The sequence below is a fragment of the Treponema rectale genome, assembly GCF_014202035.1.
GTDB classification, from domain to species: domain Bacteria; phylum Spirochaetota; class Spirochaetia; order Treponematales; family Treponemataceae; genus Treponema_D; species Treponema_D rectale.
Window position 1 is genome coordinate 848876 of record NZ_JACHFR010000002.1, and the last position, 12707, is coordinate 861582.

11 protein-coding genes are annotated in these 12707 nt (G+C 39.9%); 8 read left to right on the forward strand and 3 right to left on the reverse strand.

The annotated features are described in order from the left end of the window. The first annotated feature begins 10 nt into the window (after window positions 1-10). The 4 genes from HNP77_RS08160 (at window position 11) to HNP77_RS08175 (ending at window position 5515) form a co-directional block, all read left to right on the forward strand. The gene (locus tag HNP77_RS08160) at window positions 11-1174 is read left to right on the forward strand and encodes a DNA adenine methylase (RefSeq protein WP_184652673.1); all 1164 of its coding nucleotides are present in this window, start codon (window positions 11-13) and stop codon (window positions 1172-1174) included. Further along, window positions 1171-3003, forward strand: a complete 1833-nt coding sequence (locus HNP77_RS08165) for a YgiQ family radical SAM protein (protein WP_184652674.1) — start codon at window positions 1171-1173, stop codon at window positions 3001-3003. The genes HNP77_RS08160 and HNP77_RS08165 overlap by 4 nt, the downstream gene beginning before the upstream one ends. Window positions 3004-3102: 99 nt before the next feature. Next, complete coding sequence (gene trhA, locus HNP77_RS08170) at window positions 3103-3969, forward strand: PAQR family membrane homeostasis protein TrhA (RefSeq protein WP_184652675.1); 867 nt, start codon at window positions 3103-3105, stop codon at window positions 3967-3969. 25 nt (window positions 3970-3994) lie between these two features. Further along, window positions 3995-5515, forward strand: a complete 1521-nt coding sequence (locus HNP77_RS08175) for a phosphohexomutase domain-containing protein (protein WP_184652676.1) — start codon at window positions 3995-3997, stop codon at window positions 5513-5515. Window positions 5516-5635: 120 nt separating this feature from the next. Here the strand turns inward: HNP77_RS08175 and HNP77_RS08180 are convergent, their stop codons facing one another. The 3 genes from HNP77_RS08180 to HNP77_RS08190 are packed head-to-tail and all read right to left on the reverse strand — an operon-like array spanning window position 5636 to window position 8599. Next, window positions 5636-6817 carry a phosphoglycerate dehydrogenase gene (locus HNP77_RS08180; protein ID WP_184652677.1) on the reverse strand — a complete coding sequence of 394 codons (1182 nt, stop codon included), beginning with the start codon at window positions 6815-6817 and terminating at the stop codon, window positions 5636-5638. A 16-nt stretch (window positions 6818-6833) separates the two neighbouring features. Next, a complete protein-coding gene (gene serC / locus HNP77_RS08185) occupies window positions 6834-7958 on the reverse strand; it encodes a 3-phosphoserine/phosphohydroxythreonine transaminase (RefSeq protein ID WP_184652678.1) in 1125 nt (374 codons plus the stop codon). Between the two features lie 23 nt (window positions 7959-7981). Continuing rightward, window positions 7982-8599 (reverse strand): winged-helix domain-containing protein, encoded by a 618-nt coding sequence (locus HNP77_RS08190; protein ID WP_184652679.1) that lies wholly within the window; start codon window positions 8597-8599, stop codon window positions 7982-7984. A gap of 410 nt (window positions 8600-9009) precedes the next feature. Between HNP77_RS08190 and HNP77_RS08195 the strand changes: the two genes are divergently transcribed. The 4 genes from HNP77_RS08195 to HNP77_RS08210 all read left to right on the forward strand — a co-directional run bounded on the left by HNP77_RS08195 (window position 9010) and on the right by HNP77_RS08210 (window position 12696). Further along, a complete protein-coding gene (locus tag HNP77_RS08195; RefSeq protein WP_184652680.1) occupies window positions 9010-10848 on the forward strand; it encodes a carbohydrate-binding domain-containing protein in 1839 nt (612 codons plus the stop codon). A gap of 158 nt (window positions 10849-11006) precedes the next feature. Beyond that, complete coding sequence (locus tag HNP77_RS08200) at window positions 11007-11639, forward strand: HAD family hydrolase (protein WP_184652681.1); 633 nt, start codon at window positions 11007-11009, stop codon at window positions 11637-11639. 19 nt (window positions 11640-11658) lie between these two features. Continuing rightward, window positions 11659-12273 (forward strand): HAD-IA family hydrolase, encoded by a 615-nt coding sequence (locus tag HNP77_RS08205; RefSeq protein ID WP_184652682.1) that lies wholly within the window; start codon window positions 11659-11661, stop codon window positions 12271-12273. Between the two features lie 114 nt (window positions 12274-12387). Continuing rightward, window positions 12388-12696, forward strand: coding sequence for an ArsR/SmtB family transcription factor (locus HNP77_RS08210; protein ID WP_246428883.1), 309 nt, complete (start codon window positions 12388-12390; stop codon window positions 12694-12696). The last annotated feature ends 11 nt before the right edge of the window (window positions 12697-12707 follow it).

A 12707-nucleotide genomic window follows, 5' to 3' on the forward strand; every position in this document is an offset into this window, starting at 1 on the left:
ACTTTTTTTTATGACTGAATCTGAAGAATTCCTGACACAGCAGCTTATTACATATATAGGCAATAAACGTTCGCTGCTTGATTTTATTGATTGTGGAATTCAGATTGTCCGTAAGGAACTTGGTAAAGATAAACTTTCAGTGCTGGATATGTTTTCAGGAAGCGGAATAGTTTCCAGATTCATGAAAAGCCGTGCTTCAGTTCAGTATGTTAATGATTTAGAAAATTATGCTGCCTGCATAAGCCGCTGCTATCTTTCAAATGCTGCTGATCTGGATATGGAGCTGCTGAAAAAACTTCATTCAGATTTAATTGCTTCCTGTCATAGAAAAATAAAGAACTTCCTTTCTGAAGATGAAAATTCTTTTTTGAAGGTTCCGGGTTTTATAAGTGAATACTATGCTCCTAAAAATATAGAAGACATTCACTCTGGAGAAAGATGTTTTTATACTCCCTATAATGCCTGTTATCTTGACGTGATGCGTCAGCTGATAGAAAAAAAAGTTCCTGAAGAACTGAAAGATTATTTTATTGCACCCCTTCTTTCTGAAGCTTCAATTCATGCAAATACCGGCGGAGTGTTCAAAGGTTTTTATAAAAATTCTGCAACAGGTATCGGAAAATTCGGGGGAACAAAAGCAGATGCACTTTCACGCATTAAGGGAAAAATCCAGCTGCCTTTTCCTGTATTTAGTAAATATAAAAGCCGGGTAAAAGTCATTCAGAATGATGCAAACCTTGCGGCGGATATTATTCCCCAGACTGTCGATCTTGCTTATATTGATCCGCCTTACAACCAGCATCCTTACGGCTCCAATTATTTTATGCTGAATCTTCTTGCTGATTATAAGCGTCCTGAAGAAAACATAATGAGCCGGGTTTCCGGTATTCCTAAAGACTGGAACCGTTCTGCCTATAATAAAAAAATGAAGGCTTCTGAAACTTTTCTGGATCTTGTTAGCCGTATAAAAGCCAGGTATCTTCTTGTGTCTTTTAATAATGAAGGATTTATTCCCGAAGAAGAAATGGTTGCGCTTTTAAATAAAGTGGGAACTGTTACTGTGCTGGAAGAAAAATACAATGCGTTCAGGGCGTCCCGTAATTTGAAAAAAAGAGCCGTGCATACAAAAGAATTTTTATATGTGGTCAGAAAAAATCAGGAGTGTGAGAAATGAATTCAGAAAACGAAAAATTTCTTCCTGTATCTCCGGAAGATCTGGCTGAACGGAATATTAAAGAAGTAGATTTTGTTTTTGTCAGCGGGGATGCTTATGTTGACCATGCAAGTTTTGCCGCTGCAATTTTAGGACGGCTGCTTGAACATAACGGATATACGGTAGCAATACTGCCTCAGCCGGACTGGCATTCTACAGAGGATTTTAAAAAGTTTGGAAGACCGAAGCTTGGTTTTCTGGTAAGTGCCGGAGCCATGGATTCGATGGTCAGCAATTATACTGCAAACAACAAGCCCCGCTCTGAAGATGATTATTCTCATGGGGGAGAAAAGGGTCATCGTCCTGACAGGGCTCTTGTAACTTACGTTCAGAAAATCAGGGAAAGCTTTAAAGGCGTAAACGTAATTATCGGCGGTATTGAAGCAAGCCTTCGGAGAACTTCTCACTATGATTACTGGTCCAATACTGTAAAAAAATCAGTTCTGCTGGATTCTAAGGCAGATCTTCTTATCTATGGAATGGGAGAGCATGCAATACTGGAAATTGCTTCTCAGTTAAAGTCCGGTAAGACGGCAAGAGAAATTCGTGATGTCCGTGGAACCTGCTGGTATACAGGAAAAGAAAGCGAACTGCCTGAAAAAGATTTTATCATGCTTCCTTCTTATGAAGAGGTAAGTAAAAATACTATAGAAAGTAAAGAAACTTTTGCAAAAAGCTTTCTTATTCAGGAACAGAATACGGATGCACTTAACGGAAAAACTCTTGTAGAAAAAGCTGATTCCCGGTTTGTTGTTCAGAATCCGGCTTCTTTGCCTTTGTCTCAGGAAGAAATGGACGGGCTGTATAAACTTCCGTTTACGAGAAAGTGGCATCCCATGTATGACAGAAAAAATTCCCAGGGAAAATCTGGAGTTCCTGCATTAAGTGAAGTTAAGTTCAGCCTTACAAGCTGCCGCGGATGTTACGGGGCCTGTTCATTCTGCGCAATTACTTTTCATCAGGGGCGTCGCATTCAGTCCAGAAGTCATGAAAGCCTGATTGAAGAAGCAAAGGTTATGACTGAAGATGCAGACTTTAAAGGGTATATTCATGATGTGGGCGGACCGACTGCCAACTTCAGAAAGGATGCCTGCAAATTTCAGAAAGAAAGGGGTGCCTGTCAGAATAAAGACTGTCTTGGAGTTAATCCCTGTAAGAATGTTGAGGTAAGTCATAAAGACTATGTAGAACTTTTACAGAAACTCAGGGCGCTTCCAAAAGTAAAAAAAGTTTTTATTCGTTCAGGAATAAGGTTTGATTATCTTATGATGGATAAGGACAGAACCTTTTTCTATGAATTGTGTAAGCATCATATTTCCGGTCAGCTTAAGGTTGCTCCGGAACACGTCAGTGATTCAGTTTTGAAACTAATGCGCAAAAGCACTCATAAAGTTTATGAAGAGTTTTCTGCCGAATATGCAAGAATAAATAAGGAACTTGGATTAAAGCAGTATCTTGTTCCATATTATATTGCAGGTCATCCGGGAGCCGGTCTTAAAGAAGCTCTGGAAACAGCCCTGTATTTAAAAAAGACGGGCTTTGTTCCTGATCAGGTTCAGGATTTTTATCCTACTCCGGGAAGTCTTGCAACCTGCATGTATTATACAGGCTTTAATCCTCATGAAAAAAAAGCTGACGGGCATCTTGCGGAAGTTTATGTAGCACGGGGCGGAAGGGAACGAAGGCTTCAGCGGGCACTTCTTCAGTTTAATAGAAAAGAAAACAAACCTCTTGTAATAGAAGCGTTGAAATCTATTGGAAGAATGGATGCCCTTAAAATTCTGTACTGAAACTTAAGCCTGAATCAGACATAAAGTTTAAGTAGAAGCAAAGTTGAATTTGTGAGATAATCATTTCATATAGACATTAAAAAAAATCGGAGGCATTTTATGGCTGACATTTCAAGAAGAATTACAAGAAAGTCTCTTAAGGCTAAAAAGAAGGCCGCAATTCAGACAATAAAAAAACAGGCAAAAGAAAAGATTCAGGAAGTAAAGCAGCAGTATGCACAGAATCCTGAACGCCGCAGACTTAGAGAAGAAGAAGCTGCCCTTAAAAAGGAACGCCGCTTGCAGAAGGCAAATGCACAGCTTGCATATAATGAACGTAAGTCCAGAACTTATACTCTCGGTGAGGAAATTTTCAGTTCCATTACTCACGGAATCGGTGCCGGGCTCAGCGCTGCAGCAATCGTTCTTCTTGCAATAAAGGCATATTTCTATCATCCGGCAGGAATTCCTGTATCTACGTTTATGGCAAGCGTACTTGTTTTCGGTGCGTCACTTTTCATAATGTATCTTATGTCAACTTTGTATCATGCCCTGAGGCCTGTAGTTGCAAAGAAAGTTTTTTCTATTTTTAATCATGATGCAATTTACATCCTTATTGCAGGAACCTATACACCGTTTATTTTTGCACTTTTCCCTCTTAAGGCTGCCTTTTCTCTTGCATCAATTGTATGGGCAATCTGCGGACTGCTTATAGTTTTGTATTCTGTATTCGGTTCAAGATTGAGGGCATTCTCTGTATTTACTTATATTGTTTTCGGCTGGCTTATTTTAAGTGTATTTGTATATGCACCTATAACTTTGAATGCTGTCAGCAGATATCTCCTTCTTGCCGGCGGTCTTTCTTACAGTGTCTGCGGAATCTGTTACATTTTCAGAAGAAGAAAGTGGAGCCTCAGTTTCTTCCATCTTTTTGCACTGTTTGGAAGCATACTTCATTTCTTCAGTGTTTATTTTATGATCGGCTGATGTTTTTGGTGCAGGGGAATTTATAATGGAAAAATCAGATTTGCTTAAACTTCAGAACGGAAGTGATATCCGCGGTATAGCACTGGAAGGAATTGCTGATGAGCATGTAAACATTACGGAAGAAGCATGCAGGAAAATCGGCGGTGCATTTGCTCTCTGGCTGGCAAAAAAAACAAAGAAAAATGTAAGTGAACTGAAGGTTGGAGTCGGACGTGACTCAAGAATATCAGGTCCTTCCCTTGAAGCTGCAATTGCACAGGGACTTCTCTGTCAGGGAGTAAAGGTTGTACGCTGTTCAATGGCGACAACTCCTGCAATGTTTATGAGCATTGTTTTTGATCAGACAAAATTCGACGGTTCTGTAATGATTACTGCAAGCCACCTTCCTTTTAACAGAAATGGCGTTAAGTTTTTTGATGCTGACGGTGGACTTGAGCATGAAGACATTACTGCAATTCTTGAAGCTGCTGCCGGTATTGATGCAGAAAAAGCTTCCGGTGCAGATCTTTCAAAGTGCGAAAGCTTTGACCTTATTGAAGTTTATGCCGCTCATCTGAGAAATGCCATCTGTAAGGGACTTTCTTCTTCCGAACAGGAGAAGCCTCTGTCCGGATTAAAAATCGTTGTTGATGCCGGAAACGGTGCAGGCGGTTTTTTTGCAGAAAAAATACTTGCTCCTCTTGGCTGCTGTATTGACGGAAGTCAGTTCCTTGAGCCGGACGGAAGTTTTCCTAACCATATTCCTAATCCGGAAAATAAAGCTGCAATGGAATCAATTCAGAAAGCTACTGTAGATTCAAAAGCAGATCTTGGTCTTATTTTTGATACTGACGTTGACCGTATGAGTGCCGTTTTAAGTGACGGAAGTGAAGTAAACCGGGATGCAATCATTGCTCTTGTTGCAGCCATACTTGCTCCTGATTATCCTGACAGCACTATAATTACGGACAGCGTTACTTCAGACCGCCTTACTTATTTTCTTGAAGAAGTGCTTCATCTTCATCATCTGTGCTACATGCGCGGTTATAAGAATGTAATCAACAAGCAGAAGGAACTTAATGCAGCAGGAAAAGTCTGTCCTCTTGCAATGGAAACTTCCGGTCATGGTGCCCTTCTTGAAAATTATTTCCTTGATGACGGAGCATATCTTGCCGTAAAAATGGTTGTTGCTCTTGCTAAGGCAAAGAAAAACGGCGGTTCTTTGAAAAGCCTTATTGAAAAGCTGCCTCCTCTTGTAGAAGAAGGTGAATACCGTTTTAAGATAAAGGCAGAGGATTTTAAATCATACGGAAAATCCGTTCTGTCTGAGTTTAAAAAGCGTGCAGAAGAAAAAGGCTATGTCGTTCCTGAAAACTTTGAAGGGGTTCGCCTTCTGTTTAAGGGTGAAGACGTTAAGGGCTGGATTCTTCTCCGCATGAGTCTTCATGATCCGGTAATGCCGCTGAATATTGAAGGTTCAAGAAAAGGAGATCTTGCAAAACTTGTAAAAATTGCAGGAGAACTTCTTGAAGGATTTACTGAACTGGATGTTTCGGTTTTAAAATAAAATAACAGCTTTTAGTGTAAAAAAAAGGGCCTGCCGGGAAACGTTTGACAAGCGTAACACCGGCAGGCATTTTTTTTGGTCAATTATTTATATGGTTTTATAATCTGCTTTTTTATGTTCTTATGCATAAATTGGACGTACGTTGATTACGTCTGGAATTGCAGAAAGTGCGTTAACTGCAGCTTCATCAATCTTTCCGTCAACGTCGATAAGTGCATATGCGATGTCGTTGCGGTTCTGATCAATCATTCCTGAAATGTTGTATTTAGCATTACCAAGAACAGATGTAAACTGTGCAATCATGTTAGGAACATTTTTATGTGCGATGCACAGACGTGTTCCGCCTGCAGGGATTTCTGAATCCATCTTGCATTTAGGATAGTTAACGCTGTTTTTGATAGCTCCTGTTTCCAAAAAGTCACGGAGTTCTTTAACAGCCATTACGGCACAGTTGTCTTCTGCTTCCGGAGTAGATGCTCCAAGGTGAGGCATACAGATAACCTTGTCGTTGTTAAGAAGTTCTTCTGCGGCAAAGTCTGTTACCATGCAGCTTACTTTTCCTGAGTTGAGGGCAGCAAGAACGTCTTCGTTGTTTACAAGACCACCGCGGGCGATGTTGATGATGCGTACGCCGTCTTTCATGTTCTTGATTGTAGAAGCGTTGATGAGGCCTTTTGTATCTGGAGTTTCAGGAACGTGAACTGTAAGATAGTCAGCCTTTGCAAAGAGTGTATCAAGAGTTTCTGCATGTTTTACTTCTGATTTGAGGGACCATGCTGCATCAACAGAAAGGAAAGGATCGTATCCGATTACATTCATTCCCAGTTCGATTGCAGTATTTGCAACCATAGCACCGATTGCACCAAGACCGATTACACCGAGAGTTTTTCCTTTTACTTCCTGACCGATAAAGTTCTTTTTTCCTTTTTCTGCAAGAGAAGCGATTTCTGCACCTTTTCCTTTGAGTTCTGAATTAACCCAGCGGTTTGCAGCAATTACAGGACGGCTGGCAAGAAGAAGGCTCATGATTACAAGTTCTTTTACGGCATTTGCGTTTGCACCCGGTGTGTTGAAAACAACAACGCCTTTCTGTGCAAGTTCTTTAAATGGAATGTTGTTTACACCTGCACCTGCACGGGCAATTGCCTTTACAGTAGGATTAAGTTCCATGCTGAGCATGTCATGTGAGCGGACAAGAATTGCGTCCGGGTTCATAATCTCACTGGCAATTTCATAGTCATCCCGTGGAAATTTATCAAGTCCGATGGCGCTGATACGGTCTAAAGTCTGAATCTTGTACATTATTAATTCTCCTGGTTTATTTGTTTTCTGCTGCAAATTTTTTCATGAATTCAACAAGAGCTTTTACTCCGTCAAGAGTCATGGCATTGTAGATTGAAGCACGCATTCCGCCTACGAGACGGTGTCCCTTAAGATTTACAAGTCCTGCTGCTGTTGCTTCCTTTACAAACTTGTCGTTGATTTCTTTTTCTTTTGCTGCAGCTGCTTCATCATCAGCGGCATGATCTGAGTATTTAGTAAGGAATGGAACGTTCATAAGTGAGCGGCTTCCTTTTTCTGCAGTAGCATGATAGAAATCAGAATTATCAAGGAAGTTGTAGAGGTAATCTGCCTTTTCTACGTTAAGTTTGTTGATTCCTGCAGCACCGCCGTTCTTTTCAATCCAGTGAAGAACTTTGTCCAGAACGTAGATTGTGTAGCATGGCGGTGTATTGTACATGCTTCCGTTATCTGCGTGAGTTTTGTATGTAAGCATAGTAGGTGTTCCGGCTCTTGGTGTTTCTGTAATAAGGTCTTCGCGGATGATTACAAGGGTAACTCCTGCCGGTGCAAGGTTTTTCTGTGCTCCTGCAAAAAGAAGTCCGAATTTAGAAACGTCAAGTTCTTCAGAAAGAACGCAGGAAGAAATATCTGCAACAAGAGGAATGTTTCCTGTTTCAGGGATGTATTCGTAATGGGTTCCCATGATTGTGTTGTTGAAACAGATATAGGCATAATCATAGTCACCTTCGATTTTTTCTACCTTAGGAATGTATGAATAATTCTTGTCTTTTGAAGAAGCGATTGTAGTAACTTCGATACCGAGTTTTGCAGCTTCCTGAGCAGCTTTTTTTGCCCATACACCTGTTTCGATGTAAGCAGCTTTTCCTGTGTGGATACCGAGGTTTTCTGCAACCATTGCAAACTGAGTAGATCCTCCGCCCTGTACAAAAAGAATCTTATAGTTTTCAGGAACCTTCATGAGTTTGCGGACCATTGCTTCTGCGTCCTGAATGATTGGTTCGTAAGCCTTTGAGCGGTGGCTCATTTCCATTACAGACTGACCTGTTCCGTTGTAGTCAAGCATTTCTGCTGCACATTCTTTTAAAACTTCTTCCGGCAGGCAAGATGGACCTGCACTGAAATTGTAAACTCTGCTCATAATTTTCTCCTTAGCTGTTCTGTTCAGCTGTTGTTTCCTGCACTGAGGTTTTCAAGTGCTGTAAGAAGACATACGTTTTCTACTGACACTGATTTTGGAAGGGTAAGCACACAGGAAGTGTAGTTTACGATTCCTTTGATTCCGCACTGGGCAAGCCTTGCTGCAAGAGATTGTGCTTCTTCTCCGTCTGCTGTAAGTATTGCATACTGAATGCCTTCCGACTTTATTATGCTTTCAAGAAGCGTTGTCGGGTGAAGGGGAAAGGAAGACTGTAAGACTTCGGTTCTGTTCACGTTGGAATCAAATCCTGCCACGATTTTAAAAGGCGAGTCGTAAAGCTCATTGTTATCAAGAAGTACCTGTCCCATTCTGTTGAGGCCGATGATGCAGCATTTCTGCTTATCGCTTACGGTACAGACAAGAGCCTGCAGTGCTTCTTTTAATTCCGGAACTTTATAACCGTTGCTTGCTCCGCAGTGCAGGTCAAGCATTGCAATGTCACGCCTGATTGCAGCGGCAGTCCATCCGGTAAGCTCCTGAATTTTCTGCGAAGTGATTGTTTTTTCCTTATAGGTTGAGAGAAGTCTTCCTAAAAGTACCAGTCTTCTTTTTGAAGGTTCCGGCATAACAGTCGTTTTCATCGCAAATCCCTTTTAATATCTGTTATTGTGAAAAAAATCACGATATGTAACAGGATATTCTCATATTTTATTTACCTTGTTTTTATTTGTCTATCGTTGATAGAAACATTAAATCGTGTATTTTTCGGGTTTACTATATATTTGTATTGTTAAATAGTGAATTTTTATATTTATTGTGAAGTTTATCACAGTGTTTTTATGTGGATGGGGTGGGGTGTTGTGATAATTTTCACACTACTGTAAATTCCTTAAGACTGCAGGAATATTGAAATTTTTAAGAATAACAAAAAATTCTGCCTGAACTTTCATTTAAATTGAAAATTTTTAATTTGCTTTACGAAACAGGGAACTATATTGAAAAACACAACGCAAAAAAAGGAAATTTATTTGATACTGCATAGGAGTTCTTTATGAAAGAAAAAATTATTGTGAAGAAAATCATTCACATGGCGCTGGCGGGTGCGTTGGTATTAATGTTTGCCTGTTCAGCAGGTTATGATGACGGAAACAGCAATTCAGTTAATTACGGTTCAACAGGTTCAGGTTCAAGTGGAAGCAGCAGTTCAGGATTGTCTGCAGGTACTTCTACTTCCTATAATTCAACTGTAACGGTAGATACTGAGGCATATTCAAATGTAATTTATTTAAATATTACTGACGGTAAGGTTTCTTCTGACGGATCGGAATGGACGGAAATCCTAAAATCCAAGCAGTATTTTTTTGGCGAAAGTACGGATTCATCTTATGTTGCCGTTGACTATAAATATGACAGCGGCTCTTCAACAGGACTTATCCGCGTAAATGCAACTTCTTTTTCCGGTGAACTTGCAGTTTATATAAGCGGAACCATGACTACCGGCGGTGTTAAGATTCAGTCAAACGGTACGGACAAGGTTGCCGTATATCTTAATGATGCAACAATTACTTCATCAAACTATCCCTGCGTAGATATTACAAAAGGCTCTCCTGCCGTTGTTGATGTAAGCGGAACAAATACTTTTGCCGACGGACGTTCTTACGGTACAGGCTATGGAGAAGAATATTCTACTTCCAGTGGTTCAACCTATACAGATGATGACGGAGCTACTGTCAGCTGTACTGTTGTTAAGACCGCTGTTTCTGAAGGAAGTGATTCAAAGGGAACGCTGTATTGTAAGGGTGATATGACTGTTTCAGGAAGCGGTTCTCTTTCTGTTACTCAGGCTTATAAAAACTGTATTGCTTCAAAATCTGTCTTAACGATTGACGGCGGAACCTTCACTCTTACTTCAACAGGTAAAAACGGTCTTATGGGGGATACCGGTGTTGTTGTAAATGACGGCACGATTACCTTTAAGGGAACCGGAGCAATATCTTCATCTGATTACCGTAAAGCCTGCGGAATAAAAACTGATACTGACGATAGTACAAGTTATGTCTATATAAACGGCGGAACCTTAAATGTTACTACATATAATGGAAAGGGCATCGGTTCTTCAAAGGTTTATATTGCCGGCGGAACAAATACTTTTAATGTGACTGGTGTTACAGGTTATACGAATGACTCCAATAAGACTGCAAGCTATTATGATGCAGATGGAGTTAAATATTCCAATACAAGTATAACTTTTGCGGCAGAAGGAATTGAGGGGGCAAGCCTCATTGAGATTAACGGTGGAAAAACAAGTGTTACTGCAACTGATGACGGAATAAACGTCAGTGATTCCAGTGCAAGTTTTTACATGAATGATGGATTTCTTTATGTAAAATCAACAGGCGGTGACGGTATTGACTGTAACGGTAATCTTTATATAAAAGGCGGCTATGTAGTTTCTTATGCACCTACCGGTTCTGAAGATTCCTTTGATTCCGGAAATAAGATTTATGTTACCGGTGGAACATTTGCCGGTACCAGCGGTTCTTCAATGGCTATAAGTGAATATAATACTAGCGGTCAGAAAGTTTTATATTTTTCCGGCAGTTCTTTTTCTAACAGGCAGCCTGGCTCGAGCAGCAGTTCATCTTCTTCTTTCAGTAAAGTTGCCGTACAGGTTTCAGGTTCTACTGTTTATGCGTATTCGCTGCCTTCCTCAAGCTTCGGGCTTTTTGTAATGTCATGCCCGTCGTTTACAAGTTCTTCTACCTCAAGTTATTCTGTGTATACAGCTCCGACAATTTCTTCAAATGATTTTAACGGACTGTGCTATGAGTCTTCTACTCTCAGTGCGGTTTCGACAGGAAGTTCAACTTCAACTCCAAGTATAAAATAAAGGGCATCTCTAGAAATCCACTAATGTGTATTTCTAGAGAATGCCGACGAGTTTCAGGCAGGTTTATATGATGGTTGCTTCATATGAACCTGCCTTATTTTTTTTCTGAAGATAATGTGATAGAATGAAACAAAGCGCGTGTATAAACAGGAGAAGCGATGAGTGCAGAATTTGATGCAGTAATTCTTGATATTGACGGAACAATCTGGAATACCACAGGTATAGTTGCCGTTGCATGGAATAAGGCTGTAGAAAAAACAGGTTACGGGGTCCGCAAGGTAAATGCACAGATTCTCCAGAAAGAATTTGGAAAAACCATGGATGTTATTGCGGCAGATTTATGGCCGGAGCTTGAAAAAGAAAAAAGGGATATCCTGCTTGCTGAATGCTGTACTGAAGAACAGATTGCAATCCGTAACAACGATGTGGACATTACTTATCCTGGAGTCGTAGATACGATTATTGAATTAAGTTCTCAGGAAAACTTTTATATAGTAAGTAACTGTCAGAACGGCTATATTGAACTCATGCTGGAAAAAACAGGGCTTGCTCCATACATTAAAGACTTTGAATGTTTTGGAAGGACAGGAAAAGGAAAGGCAGAGAATCTTATTATCTTAAAAGACAGAAATCAGTTAAGCTTTCCTCTGTATGTGGGAGATACTCAGGGAGACTGTAATGAGTGCATAAAGGCCGGAATCAGTTTTGCCTGGGCTTCATATGGTTTTGGTACGGCAAGTTCTTACTATAAAGAGATAAAGAAATTTAGTGACCTGAAGAATATTTTATAATAGTTTTGGGGAGTTTTGAATGCTTTTTATTTTTGATATGGGCGGTGTTGTAACTACAACTGCAAAAATTGAATCAAGAATCGAATCAATTCTTAAAATATCACATCAGCAGTTTCTTGAGTATTGCGGCTGCTTGACGGATGCAGATGCTTCAGATCCTTCAAAAACAAATCTGTTTACTTTATGTTCCGACGGAATAATTGACTGCCGGGAATTCTGGAGGATATTTTCAGAACGCAGCGGAATTAAAGTTACCACTGACTGGTGGCACTGGCTTTTTCATCCTGTTTTAAATGAAAAAACCGTGGAACTGATAAAGGAATTAAAAGCTTCAGGTCATCGGGTAATCTGCGGAACAAATACGATTTCCAGTCATTATGCAAATCATATCGAAAGGGGAGACTATGCCTTTTTTGATCAGACATATTCTTCCTGTTTTATGGGAGTTTCCAAACCGGATGTAAATTTCTGGAAGCTTATTCTTACAGCAGAAAATGCGGAACCTGAAAACTGTGTTTTTATTGATGACCGTAAAGATAATGCAGATGCGGCTGCTTCCCTTGGTATAAAGTCCTATGTGTTTACCGGCGCTGATGAGTTGAAGGAACAGCTGAAAAAAGACGGTATTATTTAAGCTTAGATTTTAATGGATTTATTATTTTGTTTATTTATGTAAAAAAGATATTGCATAACATATAAATATATGCTTATATGTTTATATAAATATATAAGCAGGAGGTTATGCGTAATGAAAAAAGAATCTAAAGCAGCAGAAGTTGATGAATCTATGCTTTTTAATCTTGCTGAACTTTTTAAGATTTTTGGTGATTCGACCAGAATAAAGATACTTCATTCACTTTTAAATGCTGAACTCAGCGTTACAGAAATTTCTCAGAAGCTGGAAATGACTCAGCCTGCCATAAGTCAGCAGCTCAGGGTTTTAAAATCCAGCGGTCTTGTTAAATTCCGCCGTGACGGAAAACTTGTAATATATTCACTTGCTGATGAGCATGTAAGCCTCATACTTAACGTGGGTATAGAACATCTTTCGGAATAGTTTGGAGGTTA

Bases quoted from the DNA above. Each gene is read 5' to 3' on its own strand.
- HNP77_RS08160 (WP_184652673.1), top strand. From the start codon at position 11: ATGACTGAATCTGAAGAATTCCTGACACAGCAGCTTATTACATATATA.
- HNP77_RS08165 (WP_184652674.1), top strand. From the start codon at position 1,171: ATGAATTCAGAAAACGAAAAATTTCTTCCTGTATCTCCGGAAGATCTG.
- trhA (WP_184652675.1), top strand. From the start codon at position 3,103: ATGGCTGACATTTCAAGAAGAATTACAAGAAAGTCTCTTAAGGCTAAA.
- HNP77_RS08175 (WP_184652676.1), top strand. From the start codon at position 3,995: ATGGAAAAATCAGATTTGCTTAAACTTCAGAACGGAAGTGATATCCGC.
- HNP77_RS08180 (WP_184652677.1), bottom strand. From the start codon at position 6,817: ATGTACAAGATTCAGACTTTAGACCGTATCAGCGCCATCGGACTTGAT.
- serC (WP_184652678.1), bottom strand. From the start codon at position 7,958: ATGAGCAGAGTTTACAATTTCAGTGCAGGTCCATCTTGCCTGCCGGAA.
- HNP77_RS08190 (WP_184652679.1), bottom strand. From the start codon at position 8,599: ATGAAAACGACTGTTATGCCGGAACCTTCAAAAAGAAGACTGGTACTT.
- HNP77_RS08195 (WP_184652680.1), top strand. From the start codon at position 9,010: ATGAAAGAAAAAATTATTGTGAAGAAAATCATTCACATGGCGCTGGCG.
- HNP77_RS08200 (WP_184652681.1), top strand. From the start codon at position 11,007: ATGAGTGCAGAATTTGATGCAGTAATTCTTGATATTGACGGAACAATC.
- HNP77_RS08205 (WP_184652682.1), top strand. From the start codon at position 11,659: ATGCTTTTTATTTTTGATATGGGCGGTGTTGTAACTACAACTGCAAAA.
- HNP77_RS08210 (WP_246428883.1), top strand. From the start codon at position 12,388: ATGAAAAAAGAATCTAAAGCAGCAGAAGTTGATGAATCTATGCTTTTT.